The sequence below is a fragment of the Stenotrophomonas sp. 2201_Sma genome (genome assembly GCF_056486685.1).
The window spans coordinates 3903024-3925943 of sequence record NZ_CM151329.1; the positions used below are offsets into that span (position 1 = coordinate 3903024).

Sequence of the window (22920 nt, forward strand, 5' to 3'; positions counted from 1 at the left end):
GCCCCTCCTTCTTCAGCATGCCGATGAGCCTCATCCGCCAGGGAAGCACCTACCTCGTCATCGGGCTCGTGCAGCTGCTGGTCGACTGGGTGGTCTTCGTGGCGGCCACCGCACTGGGGTTGCCGGTTGCACCGGCCAACGTCACGGGCCGGCTGGCGGGGATGCTGCTGGGCTTCTGGCTCAACGGTCGCTACACGTTCGCCGAGCCGGGCACGCACAAGCTGGGCTGGAAGCGCTTTGCGCGCTTCTGCGCGCTGTGGCTGCTGCTGACGGCGGCCAGCACGCTGCTGGTCAGCCTGGTCGACCAGGCTCTGGGCCTGCGCTACGCGTGGCTGGCCAAGCCGCTGGTCGAGGGCGGACTGGCGGCGGTGTCGTTCCTGCTGATGCGCCACGTGGTCTACCGCTGACCGGCGGTGATGGCGCACAAACAAAAACGCCGGCACGAGGCCGGCGTTCCTGTGGGTGTGGCGAGCCTCAGTGCTTGAGGTTCTTGCGCAGGCGCTCCAGCGCCTGCAACTGGACCACGGCTTCGGCCAGCTTCTGCTGGGCTTCGGCCACTTCCATGGCTTCACCACGGTTGGCCAGGATGCGCTCGGCTTCTTCCTTGGCCTTGCGGACCGAGGCTTCGTCGATGTCCTGCGCGCGGATCGCGGTGTCGGCCAGCACGGTCACCACCTGCGGCTGAACCTCCAGGATGCCGCCGGAAATGGCGAAATCCAGCTGCTCGCCGTTCGGCGTGGTCACCACCACCTTGCCCGGCTTCAGGCGGGTGATCAGCGGTGCGTGCTTGGGCGCGATGCCCAGTTCGCCCAGCTCACCGGTGGCCACGACCAGGGTCGCTTCGCCACGGAAGATTTCCTGCTCGGCGCTGACGATGTCGCAACGGATCGTGCTCATGCAAATCTCTTCGCTGTTCGCGGTGGCGCGATGCCACCGTGGAGGTCCACCGGCCCGGGCGGCTGCCCGGCGCCGGCGTCAGGTCGGGCAGGATCGCTCCCGCCCCTCCCGGATCAGGCCTTCTCGGCCATCTTCTTGGCCTTCTCGACCGCTTCTTCGATGCCGCCGACCATGTAGAACGCCTGCTCCGGCAGGTGGTCGTACTCGCCATCGACGATGGCCTTGAAGCCACGGATGGTGTCCTTCAGCGGCACGTACTTGCCCGGCGAACCGGTGAACACTTCGGCCACGTGGAACGGCTGGCTGAAGAAGCGCTCGATCTTGCGGGCGCGCGACACGGCCTGCTTGTCTTCTTCGGACAGTTCGTCCATGCCCAGGATGGCGATGATGTCCTTCAGTTCCTTGTACTTCTGCAGGGTCTGCTGGACGCGCTGGGCGGTGTCGTAGTGCTCGTGGCCGATGACCAGCGGGTCCATCTGGCGGCTGGTGGAGTCCAGCGGATCGACGGCCGGGTAGATACCCAGCGAGGCGATCGAACGCGACAGGGTCACGGTCGAGTCCAGGTGGGCGAAGGTGGTCGCCGGCGACGGGTCGGTCAGGTCGTCCGCGGGAACGTAGACGGCCTGGATCGAGGTGATCGAACCGTTCTTGGTCGAGGTGATGCGCTCCTGCAGGACGCCCATTTCCTCGGCCAGGGTCGGCTGGTAACCCACGGCGGACGGCATACGACCCAGCAGTGCCGACACTTCGGTACCGGCCAGGGTGTAGCGGTAGATGTTGTCGACGAACAGCAGCACGTCCTTGCCCTTGCCGTTCTCGTCCTTCTCGTCGCGGAAGTACTCGGCCATGGTCAGGCCGGTCAGCGCGACGCGCAGGCGGTTGCCCGGCGGCTCGTTCATCTGGCCGTACACCATCGCCACCTTGTCGAGGACGTTGGAGTCCTTCATTTCGTGGTAGAAGTCGTTGCCCTCACGGGTACGCTCACCCACGCCGGCGAACACGGACAGACCGCTGTGCGCCTTGGCGATGTTGTTGATCAGTTCCATCATGTTGACGGTCTTGCCGACGCCGGCGCCGCCGAACAGGCCGACCTTGCCGCCCTTGGCGAACGGGCACATCAGGTCGATGACCTTGATGCCGGTTTCCAGCAGCTCGGTGGCCGGGGACTGGTCTTCGTACGACGGTGCCGCACGGTGGATTTCCCAGTTGTCGCTGGCAGCGACCGGGCCGGCTTCGTCGATCGGACGGCCCAGCACGTCCATGATGCGGCCCAGGGTGCCGGCGCCGACCGGCACCGAGATGCCACGACCGGTGTTGGTGGCGACCAGGTTGCGCTTCAGGCCATCGGTGGAACCGAGGGCGATGGTACGCACCACGCCGTCGCCCAGCTGCTGCTGGACTTCAAGGGTGATTTCGGTGTTGTCGACCTTCAGTGCGTCGTACACCTTCGGCACCGACTCACGCGGGAATTCGACGTCGACGACCGCGCCGATGATCTGAACGATCTTGCCCTGACTCATTGCTGCATCCTCTAAATGTGTGCTTTGAACGAACGCGGTCAGACTGCTGCCGCGCCGCCGACGATTTCGGAGATTTCCTGGGTGATCGCTGCCTGGCGCGCCTTGTTGTAGACGAGCTGCAGCGTACCGATCAGCTTGTTGGCGTTGTCGCTCGCCGCCTTCATCGCGACCATGCGTGCGGCATGTTCGGAGGCGACGTTTTCCAGCAATGCCTGGTACACCAGCGACTCGATGTAACGCGTCATCACGTGCTCGAGCACGGTCGCGGCATCGGGTTCGTACAGGTAATCCCAGTCGTGGTGCGCGACCTGCTTCTCGGCCGCCGGCAGCGGCAGCAGCTGATCGAAGCTGGCCTTCTGCGTCATGGTGTTCACGAAGCGGTTGTAGACCAGGTACACGCGGTCGACCTTGCCTTCAGTGAAGGCGTCGAGCATGACCTTGATCACACCGATCAGCGATTCCAGCTTCGGCACGTCGCCGATGTGGGTCACGCTGCCGACCATGTTGACCTTGACGCGGCGGAAGAAGGTCGATGCCTTCTGGCCGATGGTCACCAGATCCACTTCCGCACCCTTGTCCTGCCATGCCTTGGCTTCGCCCAGCATCCTGCGGAACAGGTTGTTGTTCAGGCCGCCGGCCAGGCCGCGATCGGAGGAGATCACGATGAAACCGACCCGCTTGACCTGCTCGCGCTCGACCAGGAACGGATGCTGGTAATCGGTGCTGGCCTGCGCCAGGTGGCCGATCACCTGCTTCATCGCCTGCGCGTACGGACGCGAGGTCTTCATCCGATCCTGCGCCTTGCGGATCTTGGAGGCCGAGACCATCTCCAGGGCGCGCGTCACCTTGCGGGTGTTCTGCACGCTCTTGATCTTGGTTTTGATTTCGCGTCCGCTTGCCATCTCTTGTTTCCCGTGGCGCGGGGCTGATGCCCCGCGTTGTTCAACGGTGGAACGGGGCCAGGCCCCGTTCCCCATGCGCTGTTACCAGCTGCCGGTGGTCTTGAAGTCGGCGATGCCCTTCTTGAAGGCACCTTCGATATCGTTGTCCCAGCCGCCGGTGGCGTTGACCTTGTTGATCAGCTCGCCCTGGGTGTTGGCGAAGTGGGCGTGCAGGCCCTCTTCGAACGCCAGCAGCTTGTTGACCGGCACGTCGTCGAGGTAACCCTCGTTGACGGCGTAGATCGACAGCGCCTGGTTGGCGATCGACATCGGCGCGTACTGCTTCTGCTTCATCAGCTCGGTGACGCGCTGGCCACGTTCCAGCTGCTTGCGGGTGGCTTCGTCCAGATCCGAAGCAAACTGCGCGAACGCAGCCAGCTCACGGTACTGGGCAAGCGAGATGCGGATGCCGCCCGACAGCTTCTTGATGATCTTGGTCTGCGCCGAACCACCGACGCGCGACACCGAGATACCGGCGTTCACGGCCGGGCGGATGCCGGCGTTGAACAGGTCGGTTTCCAGGAAGATCTGGCCGTCGGTGATCGAGATCACGTTGGTCGGAACGAAGGCGGACACGTCGCCGGCCTGGGTTTCGATGATCGGCAGCGCGGTCAGCGAACCGGTCTTGCCAGTGACCTTGCCTTCGGTGAACTTCTCGACGTACTCCTCGGACACGCGGGCAGCGCGTTCCAGCAGGCGCGAGTGCAGGTAGAACACGTCACCCGGGTAGGCTTCACGGCCCGGCGGGCGCTTCAGCAGCAGCGAAATCTGGCGGTAGGCAACGGCCTGCTTGGACAGATCGTCGTAAACGATCAGCGCGTCTTCGCCGCGGTCCATGAAGTACTCGCCCATGGTGCAGCCCGAGTAGGCGCTGATGTACTGCATCGCAGCCGATTCGGACGCGGTGGCGGCCACGACGATGGTGTGGGCCAGGGCGCCGTTCTCTTCCAGCTTGCGCACGATGTTGGCGATGGTCGATGCCTTCTGGCCGATCGCAACGTACACGCACTTGATGCCGGTGCCCTTCTGGTTGATCACCGCGTCGATCGCCATGGCGGTCTTGCCGGTCTGGCGGTCACCGATGATCAGCTCGCGCTGGCCACGGCCGATCGGGATCATCGAGTCGACCGACTTGTAACCGGTCTGCACCGGCTGGTCGACCGACTTGCGCCAGATCACGCCCGGAGCAACACGCTCCACCGGAGCGGTCACGTCGGTGCCCAGCGGGCCCTTGCCGTCGATCGGCTCGCCGAGCGCGTTGACGACGCGGCCCAGCAGTTCCGGACCGACCGGCACTTCCAGGATGCGGCCGGTGGTCTTGGCGACATCGCCTTCGCGCAGGTGCTCGTAGTCACCCAGGACCACGGCGCCGACCGAGTCGCGCTCCAGGTTCAGGGCCAGGGCGAAGGTGTTGTTCGGCAGTTCGATCATTTCGCCCTGCATCACGTCGGCCAGACCGAAGATGCGCACGATGCCGTCGGACACGCTGGTCACGGTGCCTTCGTTGCGCGATTCCGCGGCCAGCTTGACCTTCTCGATGCGGTTCTTGATCAGTTCGCTGATTTCGGAGGGGTTGAGCGTGGTTGCCATCGTCAAGTCCTAGTGCCGGCAGCGGAGCCGGACGTTAAATGAATTCAGTTAGCGAGCGCGGTCTGCAGGCGGGCCAGCTTGCCCTTCAGCGAACCATCGATGACCACGTCGCCGGCGTCGATCACGGCGCCGCCGATCAGCGAGGCATCGACCGCAGTGGTCACATCGACCTCGCGGTTGAAGCGCTTGCGCAGCGCGACCTTGATCGCGTCCAGCTCGCCGGCCGACAGTTCGGCGGCCGAGGTCACGGTGGCCTTGACCACGTGCTCGGCTTCGGCGCGCAGGGCGTCGAACATGCCGGAGATCTCCGGCAGCAGCGGCAGACGATGCGATTCGGCCAGGATGGCCAGGAAGCGCGAGAAGCTTTCGCCGTGGGTCGCCGGCGCCAGCAGGGCGACAGCGTCGTCACGACCGAGCTCCGGGTTGGCGAGCAGGGCCGCCACGCGCGGGTCGGCGGCGACGTGGGCGGAGAACGCCAGGGCGTCCGACCACGGCGCGAACGCGCCTTCGTCGCGCGCGGTCGCGAACGCGGCGCGGGCGTACGGGCGGGCAAGCGTGAGGGCCTGGCTCATCCTTAGATCTCCGAGGCCAGCTCGTCGAGCAGCGCCTTGTGGGCGTTGGCGTCGATTTCGCGCTTGAGCAGCTTTTCGGCACCGGTCACGGCCAGCGCGGACACCTGCTTGCGCAGATCTTCACGGGCACGGTTGGCGGCGGCGTCGATCTCAGCCTGGGCCAGTTCCTTCTGACGGGTGGCTTCGGTGATCGCTTCGGTACGGGCTGCGTCGACGATCTGGTTGGCGCGCGCGTGGGCCTGGTCGATGATCTCGTTGGCCTTGGTGCGGGCTTCCTTCAGCGCTTCGTTGACCTTCTCCTGCGCCTGGGCCAGATCTTTCTGGCTGCGGTCGGCAGCAGCGAGGCCTTCAGCAATCTTCTGCTGGCGCTCTTCGATCGCGTTCATCAGCGGCGGCCAGATCTTGGTCGCGATGATCCAGATCAGACCAGCGAAGGCGAGCGCCTGCGCAAGAAGGGTGAAATTGATATTCATGGTTAGCTCGATCGCTGGTTTCGGGGTGGACGCGCCGCCGGGGCGGCGCATCCGGCCTTCATCCGAAACCGGGTGCATCAGCACCCGGTCGTCTCAAACCGCTGTATCAGCCGGCCAGAGCCTTGGTGACGGCACCGGCGAAGGCGGCCGACAGCGGGTTGGCGAAGGCCAGCAGCAGGCCGACGGCGACCGAGATGATGAACGCGGCGTCGATCAGGCCGGCGGTGATGAACATGCGGACCTGCAGGACCGGGATCAGTTCCGGCTGGCGGGCGGCCGACTCCAGGAACTTACCAGCCATGATGGCCAGACCCAGACCGGCGCCCAGCGCGGCCAGGCCGATCATGATGCCGACGGCGAGGGCGGTGGAGCTCTGAATCTGCGCGAAGTTGGTCAGGACGGCGAAGTACATGGTTATCTCCAGGAACTTAAGTTGCTAAGGGTGATGAAACGGATGAAGGTTGAAACGCGTTGAAGCTTGAAACTCAGTGAGCGTCTTCCGACAGGCTCAGGTACACGATCGACAGCATCATGAAGATGAAGGCCTGCAGCGGGATCACCAGCAGGTGGAACAGCATCCAGCCGAGGCCGAACGCACCACCGGCAATGGCGCCGAAGAAACCGGCACCACCCAGCACCCAGATCAGCAGGAACACGATTTCGCCGCCGAACATGTTGCCGAACAGTCGCATCGCCAGGGAGATCGGCTTGCTCAGCCACTCGACGATGTTGAGGATCAGGTTGAACGGCATCATCCACTTGCCGAACGGAGCCGTCAGGAACTCCTTGATGAAGCCGCCCAGTCCCTTGGACTTCAGCGCGAAGAACAGCATCAGGAAGAACACGCTGATGGCCATGCCCAGGGTGGCATTGACGTCGGCGGTCGGCACCGGCTTCCAGTAATGGATGCCCGCCAGCTCCAGCGGCTTGGCGATGAAGTCGGCCGGGATCATCTTGATGAGGTTCATCATCAGGATCCAGAAGAAGATCGTGATGGCGATCGGCGTGACCAGCTTGCTCTTGCCGTGGTAGGTGTCCTTGGCCTGGCGGTCGACGAACTCCAGGCAGATCTCCACGAAGGCCTGCCACTTGCCCGGCACGCCAGCCGTGGCCTTGCGGGTGCCCAGCCAGAAGGCAACCACGATCACCAGGCCCATCAGGACCGCGGTGAGGAAGGTATCGACGTGGATATGCCAGAACATCCCGTCGCCGTTGCCGACCGGTGCGGTCAGGTTCTGCAGGTGATGCTGGATGTAGCTGGTAGGGGTTAGAGCCTCGCCCGCCATGTGTCCGGAACCTTAGTTAATTGAATTCTGTCAACGCCTGGCCATCGCCAGGACCTGGAACATCAAGCCGACGGCGATACCGGCCAACAGCGCCAATGCAGGCAGCTTGAAGACCAGGAACCCCACCAGCAGGACGCCGAAAACGACTACCCACTTCGCCACGATCGCAATGATCAGCCGTGCCATTGCCGACCCCGCAGCCAGGGCACCCCCGCCCAGCGCCATCCGTGCCGCGACCCAGCCACCGGCCGAGATCGCCACGCCGGATGCCAGGGCACCGAGCGCGTACTTCGGCCCTACCAGCAGGAAGGCCAGGGCCAGGACAGCCACTGCGGCCAGCGGGTAGACCGCGGCGCGCAGCATCAGTCGCCGACCCGCTTCAACGGAGTTCAGCACAGGACGTCCCGCGTGGTTGCAAGTGGAGGGCTGAGGCGGCTACAGCAGGGGGGCCTCATCGAGCCGCCAAATTATAGCAATGGGACAATTTGCGAGACAACCGCTGCCTGTTCATCCCGGAAGGGCGCAAGTTGCGGTAACGGTTACATTTTTGCGTGCCGCCCAAGGGACAATGACGTCCACATGATGCTGCGGTGCAGCGTATTGAACTTTGGTCGCACGCCTGGGAACTTTCCGCGACCTTGCCGGTCCGACCTTCCGACCTGCCTGCAGCAACCTCGTCGACGCTTCGCCCCGCAGGTCCACGATGGCCCCGAAGCCCGGCTCCGGGGCCATCCTTTTTCATGGTCGTGACAGCGCTGAACCGTGCACACGCCATCGACCATACGTTCACGCATGGTGGACGAGTGCGTCCTGCACAGTGGGCTTCATTCTGATGAACCACTGCAAGGACTCTTCGATGCGCTCCGTCCCCACCCTGCTCGCCCTCTCCCTGCTTGCCGCCGGCGCATCGTTCGCCAGCGCCGCCCATGCCGCCGAAGGCGATGACCGTTTCGCCCTGCGCCTGGGTGCGATGAACATCGATTCGGACAACACGCTGCGCGGCAACACCACTGTCGCCGGCCAGGACGTCGGTTTCTCGGAAGATTTCAAGCTCGGCGGCAAGGAATGGGAACCGCGGGTAGACGGCATGTTCCGCCTCAGCGACCGCCAGCGCTTCCTGTTCAACTACTTCAAGTACGACAAGGACCGCCGCGAGACGCTGGGCCAGGACATCTCCTTCGGCGGCGTCAACGTGCCGGCTGACAGCTTCGTCAAGGCCGAGCTGAAGTATCAGGTGGCCAGCCTGGTCTACGACTACTCCGTTGTCGACACCGACACCTTCGATCTGGGCCTGCAGCTGGGTGCGGAGTACGCCAAGGTCAGCACCAAGGGCTATGCGGACCTGGGCACCGTGTATGAAGGCCAGTTCCTGGACGAGAAGACCGACGGTGTGGCACCGGTGGTCGGTGCGCGCCTGAGCTTCACCCCGTCCGAGAAGTGGATGATCACCCTGCAGGGTCAGTACCTCAACACCCGCTGGGGCAGCTTCGACGACTACAAGGGTGACCTGAGCCGCGCCAATGCCATCGTCGATTACCGCCTGACCAAGAACTTCGGCCTGTTCGCCGGCTACGACTGGTTCAAACTGGATGCGGACAAGAAGGGCAGCGACGGCACCATCGGTCTGAAGCAGGAATTCAAGGGCCCGGTGGCCGGCGTCAGCTTCGTGTTCTGATTCCTGCCCCTTCCATCGCACTCTCTCCTGGCGCGGCCTCCGGAACATCGGGGGCCGCGTTTTTTTGTGCTGCTTTGTCCTGCCGGGGTAAAAGCGGCATGGTCGAAGCGCTGGAGGGAGAGGGGGCTGCATGCGAATGTCCCCCGGCGCCGGCCTGCGGCCGTCACCTCCTCCTTTACTTCGCACGCAGCCCCCTCTCCCTCCGCGTGTCAGGCCTCCACGCGTCTGATGAAGTGGCGCTGTGGCTGGACCCTCCACAAGCCGAGCCGCTGCGTGAGTGGCAGGCGTTTGGACAAAGTAAAGGAGGAGGCGACCGCCGCAGGCGGACGGCGGGGGACATTTGTCCAAGCGCCTGCCGCTCACGCAGAGGCCCGGACGCTCGCGATCACACATGCCGCACTCGCAGGATCGCTGGCGCGCTGGAGGGAGAGGGAGCTGCATGCGAATGTCCCCCGGCGCCGGCCTGCGGCCGTCACCTCCTCCTTTACTTCGCACGCAGCCCCCTCTCCCCCGCGTGTCAGGCCTCCACGCGTCTGTTGAAGTGGCTCTGCGGCTGGACCCTCCGCACGCCGAGCCGCTGCGTGGGTGGCAGGCGTTTGGACACAGTAAAGGAGGAGGCGACCGCCGCAGGCGGACGGCGGGGGACATTTGTCCAAGCGCCTGCCGCTCACGCAGAGGCCCGGACGCTCGCGATTACACAGGCCGCAATCGCAGGATCGCGGGTGCGCAGGAGTGAGAGGAGGCTGCATGCGAATGTCCCCCGGCGCCGGCCTGCGGCCGTCACCTCCTCCTTTACTTCGCACGCAGCCCCCTCTCCCTCCGCGTGTCAGGCCTCCACGCGTCTGCTGAAGTGACTCTGCGGCTGGACCGTCCGCACGCCGAGCCGCTACGTGGGTGGCAGGCGTTTGGACACAGTAAAGGAGGAGGCGACCGCCGCAGGCGGGCGACGGGGGACATGTGTCCAAATGCCTGCCACCCGCGCAGCGGCCCGGAAGCTCGCGACCACAGTCACCGAAGCCACAGAAGCCACCAACAAAAAACCCGGCTTTCGCCGGGCTTTCCGTTTCACCGGGCATGGCCCGGCGCAAGCGCCTTACTTCTTCTTCGGCATGTACAGATCGGTGATCGTGCCGTCGTAGATTTCCGAAGCCATCGCCACCGATTCACTCAGCGTCGGATGGGCATGGATGGTGTGGCCGATGTCTTCAGCTTCCGCGCCCATCTCGATGGCCAGACCGATCTCGGCCAGCAGGTCACCGGCATGCACACCGACGATCGCGCCACCGATGATGCGGTGGGTCTCTTCGTCGAAGATCAGCTTGGTGAAGCCCTCGGTGCGACCGATGCCGATCGCGCGGCCACTGGCCGCCCACGGGAACTTGGCCACGCCGACCTTCAGGCCCTTGGCCTTGGCCTCGGTCTCGGTCACGCCCACCCAGGCGATCTCCGGATTGGTGTAGGCCACCGACGGGATCACGCGGGCCACCCACTCCTTCTTGTGGCCGGCCGCCACTTCAGCCGCCAGCTTGCCCTCGTGCGTGGCCTTGTGGGCCAGCATCGGGTTGCCGACGATGTCACCAATGGCGAAGATGTGCGGCACATTGGTACGCATCTGCCGGTCAACCGGGATGAAGCCACGCTCGGTGACCTGCACGCCAGCCTTCTCGGCATCGATCTTCTTGCCATTCGGCGAACGACCCACGGCGACCAGCACGCGGTCGAAGGTCCCCTGCGCCAGCGCCGGCGACTGCCCTTCCTCGGCCGCCTCGAAGGTCACGGTGATGCCCTTGGCATCGGCGGTCACGCCCGACGCCTTGGTCTTCAGGTGAACGTCGATGCCCTGCTTCTTCAGGCGGTCGGCCAGCGGCTTGACCAGGTCCTTGTCGGCGCCCGGCATCAGCTGGTCCATGAATTCGACCACGGTAACCTTGCTGCCCAGCGCACCGTACACGGTCGCCATTTCCAGGCCGATGATGCCGCCACCGACAACCAGCAGCGAACCCGGCACTTCGGCCAGCTCCAGCGCGTCGGTGGAATCCATCACACGCTTGTCATCCCACGGGAAGTTCGGCAGCTTCACCGCCTGCGAACCGGCGGCGATGATGCACTTCTGGAAGCGCAGCAGCTGCGTGCTGCCGTCAGCGGCGGTGATCTCCAGCTCGTTGGCCGACAGGAACCGACCGACACCCTGCACGTTGCGCACCTTACGCTGCTTGGCCATGCCGGCCAGACCCTTGGTCAGCTGGTTGACGACCTTTTCCTTGTACTGGCGCAGCTTGTCCAGCGTGATCGTCGGCTTGCCGAACTCCACGCCGAAATCGCCGGCATGGGCGACTTCATCGATGACCGCCGCCGCATGCAGCAGTGCCTTGGACGGAATGCAGCCGACGTTGAGGCAGACGCCGCCGAGGCTGGCGTAGCGCTCGACCAGTACCGTATCCAGGCCGACATCGGCTGCGCGGAACGCGGCGGTGTAGCCGCCCGGGCCGGAGCCCAGCACGACCATCTCGCATTCGATGTCGGCCGGCTTGCCGCTGGCCAGTGCCGGCTTCGGTGCGGCCGGTTCGGCCGGGGCACGATGCGACGGGGTGACCGGCGGCTTGCTGGCCGGGGCGGCGGCCGCAGGCGCAGGTGCGGCTGCCTTGGCCGGGGCCTCGGCGGCTCCTTCGGTGTCCAGCAGGACCACCACGGCCCCCTCGGACAGCGTATCGCCGAGCTTGACCTTCAGTTCCTTGACCACACCGGCGGCCGAGGACGGCACTTCCAGCGTGGCCTTGTCCGATTCCAGGGTCACCAGGCCCTGGTCCTTCTTCACCGTATCGCCGACGGCGACCAACACTTCGATCACCGGCACATCGCTGTAATCGCCGATGTCGGGAACCTTGACTTCAATCGTGGCCATGGTGGTTTTCCTCATGCCCGGCCGGGGTGGCCGGCGGGCTGTCACTGCGTTTCGTCAGGCGGCCGCGCCAAGGGCGACGGCCACACGGTGGGGGCGAAGCGGGTGCCTTACAGCAGCACGCGACGCATGTCGGCCAGTACCTGCGACAGGTACGTGGTGAAGCGTGCGGCCAGGGCGCCATCGATGACGCGGTGGTCGTAGCTCAGCGACAGCGGCAGCAGCAGCTTCGGTGCGAATTCCTTGCCATTCCAGACCGGCTGGATGGAGGACTTGGACACGCCCAGGATGGCCACTTCCGGCGCATTGACGATCGGGGTGAACGCGGTGCCACCGATCCCGCCCAGCGAGCTGATCGAGAAGCAGCCGCCACTCATGTCGGCCGGGCCCAGCTTGCCGTCGCGCGCCTTCTTGGCCAGCTCGCCGGTTTCCTGCGCGATCTGCACCACGCCCTTCTTGTCGACGTCGCGGATCACCGGCACGACCAGGCCGTTCGGCGTATCGGCGGCGAACCCGATGTTGAAGTACTTCTTCAGGGTCAGGTTCTCGCCGCTGGCGTCCAGCGAGGCGTTGAACTCCGGGAACTTCTTCAGCGCTGCGGCGCTGGCCTTGATCAGGAAGGCGAGCATGGTCAGCTTGATGCCGGCCTTCTCGTTCTCCTTGTTCAGTGCCACGCGCAGTGCTTCCAGATCGGTGATGTCGGCCTGGTCGAACTGGGTGACGTGCGGAATCATCGCCCAGTTGCGGGCCAGGTTCGCGCCGGAGATCTTCTTGATGCGCGACAGCGGCTGCACTTCGGTCTCGCCGAACTTGCTGAAATCGACCTTCGGCCACGGCAGCAGGTTCAGCCCACCGCCTGCGGCGGCAGCAATGCCGCCCGCGGCCGGAACGCCACCACTGAGCGCGGCCTTGACGAATTTCTGCACGTCACCCTTGGTGATGCGCCCGCCCTTCTCGGTACCGCTGATCTGCAGCAGGTCCACGCCCAGCTCGCGGGCGAACACGCGCACCGCCGGGGTGGCATACGGCACCTTGGCCGGCAGCACGCCATCGGCGTTGAACTGTACGGGCGGGCTGGACGGAGCGCCGGCCGACGCGATCTCACGAGCCGCCAGCTTGTCCGGCTGGGCGGGCACAGCGACCGGCTCGACCTTGGTGGCGGTCTCGGCAGCGGCCGGGGCCGCCGCAGCCGCTTCGCGGGTCGGCGCCGGCGCAGCAGCACCCTCGGCTTCGATGATGGCCACCACATTGCCCTGCGACAGGGTGTCCCCCACCTTGACCTTCAGTTCCTTGACCACACCGGCCACCGAGGACGGCACTTCCATGGTCGCCTTGTCGCTTTCCAGCGTGACCAGGCCCTGATCCTTCTTCACGGTGTCGCCCACGGCGACCAGCACTTCGATGACCGGGATGTCGGTGTAGTCGCCGATGTCCGGCACCCGGGCTTCAACCGCACCGCCACCGGCAGCCGGGGCGGCCGGCGCGGCAGCCGCCGGGGCCGGGGCGCTCTGGGTGGCAGCCGCCGGGGCAGCGGCCTTGGCCGGGGCCGGGGCCGGAGCGGCCGGCGCTGCGGCCTCGTCTGCCGCCACTTCGATCAGCGCCACGACCTTGCCCTCGGACAGGGTGTCACCCACCTTGACCTTGATCTCCTTGACCACACCGGCCACCGAAGACGGCACTTCCATGGTCGCCTTGTCGCTTTCCAGCGTCACCAGGCCCTGGTCCTTCCTGACCGTATCGCCAACGGCGACAAGCACCTCGATTACCGGGATATCGCTGTAGTCACCGATATCGGGGACAAGTGCTTCCTTGATTTCGGCCATGGGGATAACTCCGGCAATCTGGTGTAGGGAAACGTCTATTGTGCGGCCAGCGGGGGCCAGCGCCAACCGTTACAGCTGTTTTCAGTACGCACGCAGCCGGGACACGCTGTTGCCCATGGGGCGCAGGCACCTCCAGTGGGTAGCGTATTGTCCGCACGATGTCCGCTTCATGTCGCCAGTGCATCGGCCACCGGCTGCCAGGCCTGACGCAGGCGCTGCAGCGACCAGGCCGCATTGGCCGGGCTGGTCGAGGGCAGCGCCAGCACACGCGGTGGCGCCCCCAGGACAGGCAGCACCCAGCGCTGGAATGCCTGCATCGACGCAGCACCATTGCAGCCGATCAGCTGCAGCTCAGGCAGCAGGGCGATCAGTTCCGGCAGCGCGTTGGCCACTTCCGTGCCACGCACGATGTCCGCATCCAAGCTGCCCCGGCGCTCGCATCGGCCGATCACATCCCACACCCCGATACCGGCGGCGTTCAGCGCGCGCATGCGTTGCGGATAGGGCAAACCGGCGTCAAAGCCGCAGATATCGGACATGAGCGGCCAGAAACGATTGCGTGGATGCGCGTAGTACTGGCCAGCGTGCAGCGACGCAGCACCCGGCATCGAACCAAGCAGCAACACGCGCGATCGCGTGTTCACCTGCGCGGGCAGGCCGGTGCAGAGCGTTGGCGCGCTCACGATTTGTGCAACTGCATGAACATTCCTCCAGAGCAGAAACCCCATGAAAACAGGCTTTTCGAACTCATCGCTGAACAGAGCGAACTATTTTTTAACGCGCGTCGGATTCGATTCATGTTGAGGCGACTACGGTGTGCTCGCCCCGCAACCGGGGGCCCAAAAACAAGAAACATTAGGAGATACCCCCATGCGCTCCATCCGTATCCTGAGTCTCGCCCTGCTGACCTCCGCCGCCTTCGCGCCGGCCGCTTTCGCCCAGGACAGCAGCACCACCGACACCGCCTCGGGCAAGCATTTTGCCGTGGTTGGCGGCGTCACGCTGCTGCAGCCGAAGAATGACCCGATCACCGGCGTCAAGAAGCTCGATGGCGGCCCGGCGCCGACCGTCAGCTTCAGCTACTACGTCAACGACAACTGGGCCGTTGAGCTGTGGGGCGCTGCCGACAAGTTCGATCACCGCGTCAAGGGTCCGGGCAACACCCGCCTGGGCAGCGTCGAGCAGCAGCCGGTCGCACTGAGCGGCCAGTACCACTTCGGCCAGGCCGACAACGTGTTCCGTCCGTTCGTGGGCGTGGGCTACTTCCAGTCGGCCTTCAGCAACGAATCGCTGGCTGACGGCAGCAGCTCCGACATCCGCCTGAAGGATGCCAAGGGCGTGATCGGCACCGTCGGCGTCGACATGAACATCAACTCCACCTGGTTCGCCCGTGCTGATGCCCGCTACATGCGCGCCCGCCCGGACGTCAAGGTGGGCGGCGAGAAGATCGGCGAAGCCAAGCTGGATCCGTGGACTGTCGGCGTGGGTATCGGCGCCCGCTTCTAAGCACCGCCTGCTTCACTGTCTGTACGCGACGGGCCCTTCGGGGCCCGTCGTCGTTTCCGTCACCCGCGTTCTGTGTAGAGTCGGGCCGTGCTCGACTGCTTTTTTCCGGACGTCGAGCAGGGCTTGACTCTGCAAAGGACGGAAGGCCGGTGATCGGGATGGACAACGTCGACCTGCTGGTGATCGGAGGTGGCATCAACGGCGCCGGCATCGCACGCGACGCTGCAGGCCGCGGCCTGCGCGTGCTGCTCTGCGAGCAGCACGATCTTGCGTCACATACCTCCAGCGCCAGCAGCAAGCTGGTCCATGGCGGGCTGCGCTACCTGGAACAGGGCGAGTTCGGCCTGGTGCGCAAGGCGCTGGGCGAACGCGATGTGCTCCGCAGGCAGGCGCCCTGCCTGGTCCGGCCGCTGCGCTTCGTGCTGCCCTGGGAACCCCACCTGCGGCCACGCTGGATGCTGCGGCTCGGCCTGTGGCTGTATGACCACCTCGGCCATCGCGGCGCAGCGTTTCCGGCTTCGCGCGCACTGCACCTGCCACACGACCCGTTGGGCACGTGGCTGTCGCCATCGTTGCACCAGGCCTTCAGCTATGCCGACGCGCAGGTGGACGATGCACGCCTGGTCCTGCTCAACGCGCTGGATGCCGCGCAACGCGGTGCCCGTGTGCAGGTCCGCACCCGCTGCGTCGAACTGCACGGCGAGCAGGGACACTGGCGGGCGGTACTGGTCGATGCAGCGGGACAGCAGCAGACGGTGCATGCACATGCCGTGGCCAACGCGGCCGGTCCCTGGGCCGGAGGCCTGCTGCAACGCATGCAGGCGCGCAGCGGCACACCGGCCCTGCGCCTGGTGCAGGGCAGCCACATCGTGCTGCGCCGGCCCTGGCCCGATGACAGCGCCTGCCTGCTGCAGCAGCCCGACGGACGGGTCGTATTCCTGCTGCCCTTCACCCACGACCACCTGCTGGTGGGTACCACCGACACCGACTATCAGGGCGATCCGGCGCGCTGCCACGTGCTGCCTTCGGAAGTGACATACCTGTGCGAGGCGGCCAACCGCTATCTGCGCCAGCCGATCACGGCGACGGAGGTGGTCTGGCAGTTTGCCGGCGTGCGCCCGCTGCTGGCCGACCCGGATCCGCGCGCGGCACGACTCAGCCGCGACTATCGCCTGCAGTTGCAGGTGCAGGGCGCGCCCGCCGTGCACGTGCTGGGGGGGAAGCTGACCACCTACCGCGTTCTGGCCGAAGAAGCGCTGGATCTGCTGCGGCCCCACCTGCCGCAGATGGGGCCGGCATGGACGGCAGCCGGCACGCCGCTGCCGGGCAGCGACTGGGGCGATGCCGTGCAGGCACGCTCTCACCTGCGGAGACTCGCACCGTGGTTGCCTGAGGACACTACGCGGCGCTGGGCCGAGGCCTATGGCAGCCGCAGCACCGAGCTGCTGCACGGGGTGCAGGGCATGGACGATCTCGGCGAACACTTCGGCGGTGGGCTGCACGCCCATGAGGTCGTGTTCCTGCGCGATCACGAATGGGCGCATACCGCCGAGGACATACTGTGGCGGCGGAGCAAGCTGGGACTGCGGCTGGACACCGCACAGGTGGCACGCCTGCAGGACTGGTTGGAGGAACAGCAGCACCAGGCCATGCCCGGCCGATCGCGGTGACACCCGACATGGCCCGTCGCTGCCGATGCAGTAGGATTTCCCCATCGCTACCGGAGACGCCGCATGACGCCCCGCTACGTGCTGGCCATCGATCAGGGCACCACCAGTTCGCGCGCGATCCTGTTCGATCACGCCGGCGACATCGTCGGCAGCGCGCAACGTGAGTTCGCCCAGATTTTCCCGCAGCCCGGCTGGGTGGAACATGACCCGCGCGAGATCCTCACCAGCGTCTACGCCACGCTGACCGAGCTGCTGAGCCGCGAACAGATCGACCCGCGCCACATCGCCGCACTGGGCATCACCAACCAGCGCGAGACCACCGTGGTCTGGGAACGCGCCACGGGCCAGCCGATCCACAACGCCATCGTCTGGCAGTCCCGGCAAAGCCAGGCCATCTGCGAGCGGTTGCGCTCGCAGGGGCACGAAGCGCTGATCCGTGAACGCACCGGCCTGCTGATCGATGCCTACTTCTCGGCCACCAAGGTGCGCTGGATCCTCGATCACGTGGAAGGCGCACAACAGCGCGCGGAGCGTGGTGAACTGCTGTTCGGCACCATCGACAGCTGGCTGGTCTGGAATCTCAGTGGCGGCCAGGCACACGTGACGGACTACAGCAACGCCGCACGCACGCTGCTGTTCAACATCCACACCCTGGACTGGGACGACGAGCTGCTCGCGCTGCTGGACATTCCGCGCGCCATGCTGCCGCAGGTGCGTGACTCCAGCGCGGTGTACGCGCACACCCGGCCGCAGTTCTTCTTCGACCACCCGATTCCGATCGCCGGTATCGCTGGCGACCAGCAGGCCGCGCTGTTCGGCCAGGCCTGCTTCCAGCCGGGCATGGTGAAGAACACCTACGGCACCGGCTGCTTCATGCTGATGCACACCGGAACGCAGGCCGTGCGTTCGCACAATGGCCTGCTGACCACCATCGCCTGGGGCCTGGACGGGCGCGTTGAGTACGCACTGGAGGGGTCGATCTTCATCGCCGGCTCGGTGGTGCAGTGGCTGCGCGATGGCCTGCGCATGATCGATCGGGCCAGCGACAGCCAAGCGCTGGCCGCGAAGGTGGACAACAGCGCGGGCGTCTATCTGGTGCCGGCATTCGTGGGCCTGGGGGCGCCGTACTGGCGCAGCGACGTGCGTGGAGCGATGTTCGGCCTGACCCGGGGCACCAGCAGGTCGCACTTCGTGCGTGCAGCATTGGAAGCAATGGCTTACCAGACCCGCGATGTGCTCGATGCGATGCAGTCCGATGCAGGTATCGGCCTGAGCGAGCTGCGTGCCGACGGCGGCGCGATCGGCAACGACTTCCTTGCCAGCTTCCAGGCCGACATTCTCGGCGTTCCGCTGCTGCGGCCACGGCTGACCGAGACCACGGCGCTGGGCGCGGCCTACCTGGCCGGGCTGGCGGTGGGATTCTGGGAAAGCCGCGAACAGATCGCCGCGCAATGGGGACTGGACCGCCGTTTCGAGCCGCAGATGCCGGCAGCACGGCGCGAGGCGCTGTATGCCGGGTGGCAGCAGGCGGTCGCCGCCACTCTGGCCTTCCACGTCGATTGAGGGCGGTAGCGCCGGGCCATGCCCGGCGAATCAATCCCCAATCCGCCGGGCATGGCCCGGCGCTACCCCAACATCAGAACGCCGGCAGCACGGCACCCTTGTACTTGGTCTCGATGAACGTCTTCACCTGTGCGCTGGTGAGCGCCTTGGCCAGCTTCTGCACGCGCGCATCATCCTTGTTGTCGGGCCGGGCCACCAGGAAGTTCACGTACGGCGAGTCCTTGCTTTCGATCGCCAGCGCATCCCGGGTCGGGTTCAGACCCGCATCCAATGCATAGTTGGTGTTGATCAGGGCCAGGTCCACCTGATCCAGTACGCGGGGCAGCATCGCCGAATCCAGCTCGCGGAACTTCAGCTGCTTCGGATTGGAGACGATGTCGCGCTGGGTTGCCAGCGCATTGGTCGGATCCTTCAGCTCGATCACACCGGCCTTGTGCAGCAGGATCAGCGCCCGGCTGTTGTTGCTCGGATCATTCGGGATGACCACATCCGCGCCTTCGCGCAGTTCGGCCAGCGACTTGATCTTGCGCGAGTATGCGCCGAACGGCTCGATGTGCACGCCGATCACCGTCACCAGATCGGTCTTGCGGTCGCGGTTGTAGGCGTCCAGGTACGGCTCGGTCTGGAAGTAGTTCACGTCCACCTGCTTCTGCACCAGCTGGTCGTTGGGCTGCACGTAGTCGTTGAACACGCGCACGTCCAGTTCCACGCCTTCCTGTTTGAGGATCGGCTTGACCACCTCGAGGATTTCGGCGTGCGGCACGGCCGTGGCGGCCACCACCAGCTTCTGCGAAGGCTCGCCGGACTTGCCGCAGGCGGTCAGGGCCAGCGCAGCGGCGAGCAGGGGCAGCAACAGGGTCTTCTTCATGGGCGGAATGATTCTCGGGGGGAGGTCAGGATCTATCGTAGTTGCTCAGGGCCAGCTCGAGCAGTGCCTTGGCCTGCTCGCGCAGCATCGTCGGTTCGACGATCTCGGCATCCGAGCCGTAATGCAGCACATCCATCAGCAGTTCGCGTGACACGCTGTAAGGCACTTTCAGTTCATAGCGGCCGTCGGCCAGGAAACGGCCCTGCTGCTTGGAATGCCAGTGCTCATCGGCGACCCAGCGCGCAGCCTTGGCGCTGAACAGGATGGTGGCCCAGCCCTTCGGCGCACCGGAGAAAATGCCGTAGCTGGCACCCAGCTGCTCGTCCAGTTCGCTGTCGGCCACGTCACGGGCCGTGTGGTCGATCACCCGCGCCTTGTGGATCCGGTCCACCGCGAAGCTGCGGAGGGCCTCGCGGTCGTGGTCCCACGCATCGAGGTACCAGTTGTCGCGGTAGTGGGTCAGGCGCTGCGGCGAAACAGTGCGCTTGGTCGGTTCGTCGGTGGAACGGGCGCGGTACTCGAAGCCCAGCTGGCGCCGCTCGAGCACGGCCGAAGCCACGCTGCGGAAGCTGCCTTCGTCGAATTTGCGGCCGCGATGCGGAATGACCCGCACCCGGTCCACCGGCCAGCTGGAGACCCCCGCCTGCGCGGCCAGCAGGCTTTCGATGCGCTGCTGCAGCGGTGCCAGCACCGAAGACAGCACGCCCCCGCCGGTACGGGCCAGCAGGTGCTGCGATGCCAGCAGGGCATGCAGCTCCTCCGAGCTGAGCCAGAGGCCGGGCAGTTCGAAGCGGTCGCTTTCGTCGGCGTGATAGCGGAAGCCGGCCTCGCCATCGCCCTCGATCGGCGCCATCAGCGCGTCGCGCAGGAACGCCAGGTCGCGGTAGACGGTGGCACGGGAACAACCGAGCTTGTCCTGCAGGGTCGCCACCGTCACCGGATAGCGCGCGGACTTGAGCAGACGATGCAGGGCGGTGATGCGTTCGTATCGGTCCATGCCCCCGATTATGTCCGAGTCGCGGGTCTTGTGTGGGGGGTTTGGGCTATCGTGGGCGCCCCGCCCTCTGCGAAAGCCCTCCCATGCGCCGGTTGCCCGCCCTGCCCCTGCTGGCCTGCCTGCTGCTGGCTGCCTGTGGTCGCCCCCCAGCGCCGTCCGGCGGCGACGCGGTCGTTCCGCAGGCCGACCCGGCGCAGGCGGTACTGGCCGCCAGCCAACGGTTCGCCGCCCTGCGCAGCTTCCACGCGGAACTGGAAGTGCTGGGTACGCCACAGCCGGTCCGCAGTGCGATGGACTTCGTGGCCCCGGACCGATTCCGGGTACAGACGGCGGCCGGTGCACAGACCATCATCGGTGACACGATGTTCCTGCAGGCCGACGGGGCCATCCGCCAGGTGCCGACGCCGCCCGGTCTGCTCGAGCAATGGCGGACGCCGCTGCCGGCCGACGTCGCGCCCGCGGCGCTGCAGGCCGAGGATCTGGGCAGCCAGACGCTGGACGGGGTCCAGACCCGCCGCTACCGGTTGCGTGGCGCCGGCCCCGGCGAGCGCCTGGAGTACTGGGTGGATGGGCAGGGCCTGCCACGCCAGATCGTGCGCAGCGGCAGCAGCAACGGCAAGGTGTTCCAGCTGCGCCTGCGCTATTCGCGCTTCAACGACCCCTCCCTCCGCATCGAGCTGCCCTGAATGGGGAGCGGTGACAACGCCTGCTGAAGCGGCCAGCGCCATGGGGCGGACGGCCATCACGCTTCCAGTATCATCACGGGTTGTTAACCGCTTCGGAGAAGCCTCGATGTCCCTGCGCGTGTCCCTGCTGATTCCCCTGCTGCTCTGCGCCCCGCTGGCATACGCGCAGGATGCATCCGAACTGGCGGCGATGTCCTCGCCCTGGAGCGGCAGCGGCGGCGAGCTCGGCTTCGCCTCGGCACGCGGCAACAGCAGCACCGAGAGCTTCAACGGCCGCCTGCGCCTGCGCTACACCGACGGTGACTGGGTGCACAGCATGGACCTGTTCGGCCTGCGTTCCAGCTCCAAGGTGACCGAGACCAACGACGACGGCACCACCACCCGCCGCAACAACACCACCGCCAACCGCTACACCGGCAGCGCCGGCAGCGCGCTGCAGCTGGGCGAGCACCGCCAGCTGACCGCCACGGTGCGTACCGAGCGCGATGACTTCGCCACCTACGACCGCCAGAGCTCGTTCGGTCTGGGTTACGGCACCCGCCTGTGGAGTACCGAGCGCTTCTATTTCGATGCCCAGGTCGGCCCCGGTGTGCGCCGCACCCACAGCACCGAGGATGATCGCACCCGTACCGGGCTGATCGGTCGTGGCCTGTTCGACATGAAGTACTCGCTTACCGAGAACACCGATCTGGTCAACACGCTGCTGGTCGAATCGGGGTCGTACAACACCTTCGGCCAGAACGATTTCGGCCTGTCGGTGAGCATGAATGAACACCTGGCCTTGAAGGCCGGCTGGCAGGCCCGCTACAACAGCGACGTCGCGGTGGACAAGCGCAAGACCGATACGCTGACCACCATGAACGTGGTCTACAAGTTCAAATAAGCGAAACGGGCGCCTGGCGCCCGTTTTCGTTTCTGTTCCGCAGCGCCTGGCCGAGGGAATCGGCCGGGTCAGGCGTTCAGCAGCTCACCCGCCCCGCCATCGAGCAGCCTCTGCGCCACGCGCTGGCCCAGCGCGTCCGGGTCGCTGGCCGGGCCCACGCCTTCGGCGCGCACCGCACGGCCATCGCTGGCGCTGCCAACCAGCCCCTGCAGGTGCAGGTCCTGCCCCTGCCACTGCGCGATCGCCGCCACCGGCACATGGCAGCTGCCATGCAGCGCGCGGTTCATTGCCCGCTCCGCTTCCACGCAGGCGCGCGTCGCGGCGTCATCGAGCACAGCGAACAGGGCCATCAGCGGCGCATTGCTGCCATCGCACTCCACGGCCACGGCGCCCTGCGCCGGCGCCGGCAGCCAATGCGGCGGCTGCAGGCGCAGCACGATCCGATCACCCAGTCCCAGGCGCTCCAGCCCGGCGACGGCCAGCACGATGGCGTCGTAGCCCCCGTTGTCGAGCTTGGCCAAGCGCGTATTGACGTTGCCACGCAGGTCCAGCAGTTCCAGGTCCGGGCGCAGCGCACGCAGCTGGGCCTGGCGGCGCAGCGAGGACGTGCCGACGCGCGCGCCGATGGGCAACGCATCAAGCGAGGCATAGAGGTTGGAGACGAAGCCGTCGGCCGGGTCATGACGGGGCAGCATGGCCGGCAGCACGAACGGCGCATCCAGTTCCATCGGCACATCCTTCAGCGAATGCACGGCGCAGTCGGCGTCGCCGCGCAGGATGGCCAGCTCCAGTTCCTTCAGGAACAGGCCCTTGCCACCGATGGCGGCCAGCGAGCGGTCGAGCACTTCATCGCCGCGCGTGCTCATCGGGACCAGCTCCACATGCAGGCCGGGATGGGCCTGGCGGAGGCGGTCGGCGACGTGTTCGCTCTGCCAGAGGGCGAGCGGGCTCTTGCGGGTGGCGATGCGGACGGTTTCCATCCGGTCATTATCGCGCCTTCGGCGCGGATACGGCCAACGGCGGAGCCCCTCGTGGCTGGTGCGGACTACTGGATCATTGCGCTTGGCCGGG

The 22920-nt window shown here is 66.1% G+C and carries 22 protein-coding genes; 7 read left to right on the forward strand and 15 right to left on the reverse strand.

Annotated elements, in window-relative coordinates:
- Nucleotides 1–23: 23 nt before the first annotated feature.
- Nucleotides 24–407, forward strand: a complete 384-nt coding sequence (locus tag ACZLIF_RS17935; RefSeq protein WP_053518733.1) for a GtrA family protein — start codon at nt 24–26, stop codon at nt 405–407.
- Nucleotides 408–474: 67 nt separating this feature from the next.
- On the opposite strand, the gene ACZLIF_RS17940 is transcribed toward ACZLIF_RS17935, so the two are convergent.
- From ACZLIF_RS17940 to ACZLIF_RS17980, 9 genes are all read right to left on the reverse strand, one after another.
- On the reverse strand, nt 475–897 hold the full coding sequence (locus ACZLIF_RS17940; protein ID WP_005419509.1) for a F0F1 ATP synthase subunit epsilon: 423 nt from the start codon (nt 895–897) through the stop codon (nt 475–477).
- A gap of 113 nt (nt 898–1010) precedes the next feature.
- Complete coding sequence (gene atpD, locus ACZLIF_RS17945; protein WP_049429233.1) at nt 1011–2417, reverse strand: F0F1 ATP synthase subunit beta; 1407 nt, start codon at nt 2415–2417, stop codon at nt 1011–1013.
- Between the two features lie 38 nt (nt 2418–2455).
- Nucleotides 2456–3319 carry a F0F1 ATP synthase subunit gamma gene (gene atpG / locus ACZLIF_RS17950; protein WP_128989005.1) on the reverse strand — a complete coding sequence of 288 codons (864 nt, stop codon included), beginning with the start codon at nt 3317–3319 and terminating at the stop codon, nt 2456–2458.
- 81 nt (nt 3320–3400) lie between these two features.
- On the reverse strand, nt 3401–4948 hold the full coding sequence (gene atpA / locus ACZLIF_RS17955) for a F0F1 ATP synthase subunit alpha (protein ID WP_053518735.1): 1548 nt from the start codon (nt 4946–4948) through the stop codon (nt 3401–3403).
- A 44-nt stretch (nt 4949–4992) separates the two neighbouring features.
- Complete coding sequence (locus tag ACZLIF_RS17960; protein WP_053518737.1) at nt 4993–5520, reverse strand: F0F1 ATP synthase subunit delta; 528 nt, start codon at nt 5518–5520, stop codon at nt 4993–4995.
- Nucleotides 5521–5522: 2 nt separating this feature from the next.
- Nucleotides 5523–5993, reverse strand: a complete 471-nt coding sequence (locus ACZLIF_RS17965; protein ID WP_053518738.1) for a F0F1 ATP synthase subunit B — start codon at nt 5991–5993, stop codon at nt 5523–5525.
- A 106-nt stretch (nt 5994–6099) separates the two neighbouring features.
- The gene (gene atpE / locus ACZLIF_RS17970; RefSeq protein WP_005411133.1) at nt 6100–6405 is read right to left on the reverse strand and encodes a F0F1 ATP synthase subunit C; all 306 of its coding nucleotides are present in this window, start codon (nt 6403–6405) and stop codon (nt 6100–6102) included.
- Between the two features lie 73 nt (nt 6406–6478).
- The gene (gene atpB / locus ACZLIF_RS17975; RefSeq protein WP_053518739.1) at nt 6479–7279 is read right to left on the reverse strand and encodes a F0F1 ATP synthase subunit A; all 801 of its coding nucleotides are present in this window, start codon (nt 7277–7279) and stop codon (nt 6479–6481) included.
- Nucleotides 7280–7309: 30 nt separating this feature from the next.
- A complete protein-coding gene (locus tag ACZLIF_RS17980; protein ID WP_180876808.1) occupies nt 7310–7675 on the reverse strand; it encodes a hypothetical protein in 366 nt (121 codons plus the stop codon).
- Nucleotides 7676–8135: 460 nt separating this feature from the next.
- Here ACZLIF_RS17980 and ACZLIF_RS17985 point away from each other — a divergent pair, with 460 nt between their 5' ends.
- Nucleotides 8136–8954, forward strand: coding sequence for a hypothetical protein (locus ACZLIF_RS17985; RefSeq protein WP_053518741.1), 819 nt, complete (start codon nt 8136–8138; stop codon nt 8952–8954).
- A gap of 1093 nt (nt 8955–10047) precedes the next feature.
- Here ACZLIF_RS17985 and lpdA read toward each other — a convergent pair.
- From lpdA to ACZLIF_RS18000, 3 genes are all read right to left on the reverse strand, one after another.
- Nucleotides 10048–11856: a dihydrolipoyl dehydrogenase gene (gene lpdA, locus ACZLIF_RS17990; RefSeq protein ID WP_065175199.1), complete on the reverse strand. Its 1809-nt coding sequence runs from the start codon at nt 11854–11856 to the stop codon at nt 10048–10050.
- 107 nt (nt 11857–11963) lie between these two features.
- A complete protein-coding gene (gene aceF / locus ACZLIF_RS17995) occupies nt 11964–13676 on the reverse strand; it encodes a dihydrolipoyllysine-residue acetyltransferase (protein ID WP_478462165.1) in 1713 nt (570 codons plus the stop codon).
- Between the two features lie 167 nt (nt 13677–13843).
- Nucleotides 13844–14359 (reverse strand): DNA-deoxyinosine glycosylase, encoded by a 516-nt coding sequence (locus ACZLIF_RS18000; protein ID WP_128990603.1) that lies wholly within the window; start codon nt 14357–14359, stop codon nt 13844–13846.
- A 187-nt stretch (nt 14360–14546) separates the two neighbouring features.
- Here ACZLIF_RS18000 and ACZLIF_RS18005 point away from each other — a divergent pair, with 187 nt between their 5' ends.
- The 3 genes from ACZLIF_RS18005 to glpK all read left to right on the forward strand — a co-directional run bounded on the left by ACZLIF_RS18005 (nt 14547) and on the right by glpK (nt 18415).
- A complete protein-coding gene (locus ACZLIF_RS18005; RefSeq protein ID WP_053520322.1) occupies nt 14547–15182 on the forward strand; it encodes an OmpW/AlkL family protein in 636 nt (211 codons plus the stop codon).
- A 158-nt stretch (nt 15183–15340) separates the two neighbouring features.
- Nucleotides 15341–16852 (forward strand): glycerol-3-phosphate dehydrogenase, encoded by a 1512-nt coding sequence (gene glpD, locus ACZLIF_RS18010; protein ID WP_128990605.1) that lies wholly within the window; start codon nt 15341–15343, stop codon nt 16850–16852.
- 63 nt (nt 16853–16915) lie between these two features.
- Nucleotides 16916–18415, forward strand: a complete 1500-nt coding sequence (glpK, locus tag ACZLIF_RS18015; RefSeq protein WP_128990607.1) for a glycerol kinase GlpK — start codon at nt 16916–16918, stop codon at nt 18413–18415.
- A 73-nt stretch (nt 18416–18488) separates the two neighbouring features.
- Here the strand turns inward: glpK and ACZLIF_RS18020 are convergent, their stop codons facing one another.
- Nucleotides 18489–19283, reverse strand: a complete 795-nt coding sequence (locus ACZLIF_RS18020) for a MetQ/NlpA family ABC transporter substrate-binding protein (RefSeq protein ID WP_053520324.1) — start codon at nt 19281–19283, stop codon at nt 18489–18491.
- Between the two features lie 25 nt (nt 19284–19308).
- Nucleotides 19309–20280, reverse strand: a complete 972-nt coding sequence (locus ACZLIF_RS18025; protein WP_053520325.1) for a helix-turn-helix transcriptional regulator — start codon at nt 20278–20280, stop codon at nt 19309–19311.
- An 83-nt stretch (nt 20281–20363) separates the two neighbouring features.
- On the opposite strand from ACZLIF_RS18025, the gene ACZLIF_RS18030 reads away from it, so the two are divergent.
- Both ACZLIF_RS18030 and ACZLIF_RS18035 read left to right on the forward strand, forming a co-directional pair.
- Nucleotides 20364–20966, forward strand: a complete 603-nt coding sequence (locus ACZLIF_RS18030) for a LolA family protein (RefSeq protein WP_065175203.1) — start codon at nt 20364–20366, stop codon at nt 20964–20966.
- 106 nt (nt 20967–21072) lie between these two features.
- Nucleotides 21073–21849: a DUF481 domain-containing protein gene (locus ACZLIF_RS18035; RefSeq protein ID WP_065175204.1), complete on the forward strand. Its 777-nt coding sequence runs from the start codon at nt 21073–21075 to the stop codon at nt 21847–21849.
- 68 nt (nt 21850–21917) lie between these two features.
- Here the strand turns inward: ACZLIF_RS18035 and hemC are convergent, their stop codons facing one another.
- Nucleotides 21918–22829: a hydroxymethylbilane synthase gene (gene hemC, locus ACZLIF_RS18040; protein ID WP_065181615.1), complete on the reverse strand. Its 912-nt coding sequence runs from the start codon at nt 22827–22829 to the stop codon at nt 21918–21920.
- Nucleotides 22830–22920: the final 91 nt, after the last annotated feature.

What these genes read in the sequence shown, in the direction of transcription:
- ACZLIF_RS18005 (WP_053520322.1), top strand. Translation starts at nt 14,547, where the DNA reads ATGCGCTCCATCCGTATCCTGAGTCTCGCCCTGCTGACCTCCGCCGCC.
- glpK (WP_128990607.1), top strand. Translation starts at nt 16,916, where the DNA reads ATGACGCCCCGCTACGTGCTGGCCATCGATCAGGGCACCACCAGTTCG.
- ACZLIF_RS18030 (WP_065175203.1), top strand. Translation starts at nt 20,364, where the DNA reads ATGCGCCGGTTGCCCGCCCTGCCCCTGCTGGCCTGCCTGCTGCTGGCT.
- ACZLIF_RS18025 (WP_053520325.1), bottom strand. Translation starts at nt 20,280, where the DNA reads ATGGACCGATACGAACGCATCACCGCCCTGCATCGTCTGCTCAAGTCC.
- atpB (WP_053518739.1), bottom strand. Translation starts at nt 7,279, where the DNA reads ATGGCGGGCGAGGCTCTAACCCCTACCAGCTACATCCAGCATCACCTG.
- ACZLIF_RS17965 (WP_053518738.1), bottom strand. Translation starts at nt 5,993, where the DNA reads ATGAATATCAATTTCACCCTTCTTGCGCAGGCGCTCGCCTTCGCTGGT.
- glpD (WP_128990605.1), top strand. Translation starts at nt 15,341, where the DNA reads ATGGACAACGTCGACCTGCTGGTGATCGGAGGTGGCATCAACGGCGCC.
- ACZLIF_RS17935 (WP_053518733.1), top strand. Translation starts at nt 24, where the DNA reads ATGAGCCTCATCCGCCAGGGAAGCACCTACCTCGTCATCGGGCTCGTG.
- lpdA (WP_065175199.1), bottom strand. Translation starts at nt 11,856, where the DNA reads ATGGCCACGATTGAAGTCAAGGTTCCCGACATCGGCGATTACAGCGAT.
- ACZLIF_RS17940 (WP_005419509.1), bottom strand. Translation starts at nt 897, where the DNA reads ATGAGCACGATCCGTTGCGACATCGTCAGCGCCGAGCAGGAAATCTTC.
- atpA (WP_053518735.1), bottom strand. Translation starts at nt 4,948, where the DNA reads ATGGCAACCACGCTCAACCCCTCCGAAATCAGCGAACTGATCAAGAAC.
- atpE (WP_005411133.1), bottom strand. Translation starts at nt 6,405, where the DNA reads ATGTACTTCGCCGTCCTGACCAACTTCGCGCAGATTCAGAGCTCCACC.
- ACZLIF_RS17960 (WP_053518737.1), bottom strand. Translation starts at nt 5,520, where the DNA reads ATGAGCCAGGCCCTCACGCTTGCCCGCCCGTACGCCCGCGCCGCGTTC.
- ACZLIF_RS17985 (WP_053518741.1), top strand. Translation starts at nt 8,136, where the DNA reads ATGCGCTCCGTCCCCACCCTGCTCGCCCTCTCCCTGCTTGCCGCCGGC.
- ACZLIF_RS18035 (WP_065175204.1), top strand. Translation starts at nt 21,073, where the DNA reads ATGTCCCTGCGCGTGTCCCTGCTGATTCCCCTGCTGCTCTGCGCCCCG.
- aceF (WP_478462165.1), bottom strand. Translation starts at nt 13,676, where the DNA reads ATGGCCGAAATCAAGGAAGCACTTGTCCCCGATATCGGTGACTACAGC.
- atpD (WP_049429233.1), bottom strand. Translation starts at nt 2,417, where the DNA reads ATGAGTCAGGGCAAGATCGTTCAGATCATCGGCGCGGTCGTCGACGTC.
- hemC (WP_065181615.1), bottom strand. Translation starts at nt 22,829, where the DNA reads ATGGAAACCGTCCGCATCGCCACCCGCAAGAGCCCGCTCGCCCTCTGG.
- atpG (WP_128989005.1), bottom strand. Translation starts at nt 3,319, where the DNA reads ATGGCAAGCGGACGCGAAATCAAAACCAAGATCAAGAGCGTGCAGAAC.
- ACZLIF_RS18020 (WP_053520324.1), bottom strand. Translation starts at nt 19,283, where the DNA reads ATGAAGAAGACCCTGTTGCTGCCCCTGCTCGCCGCTGCGCTGGCCCTG.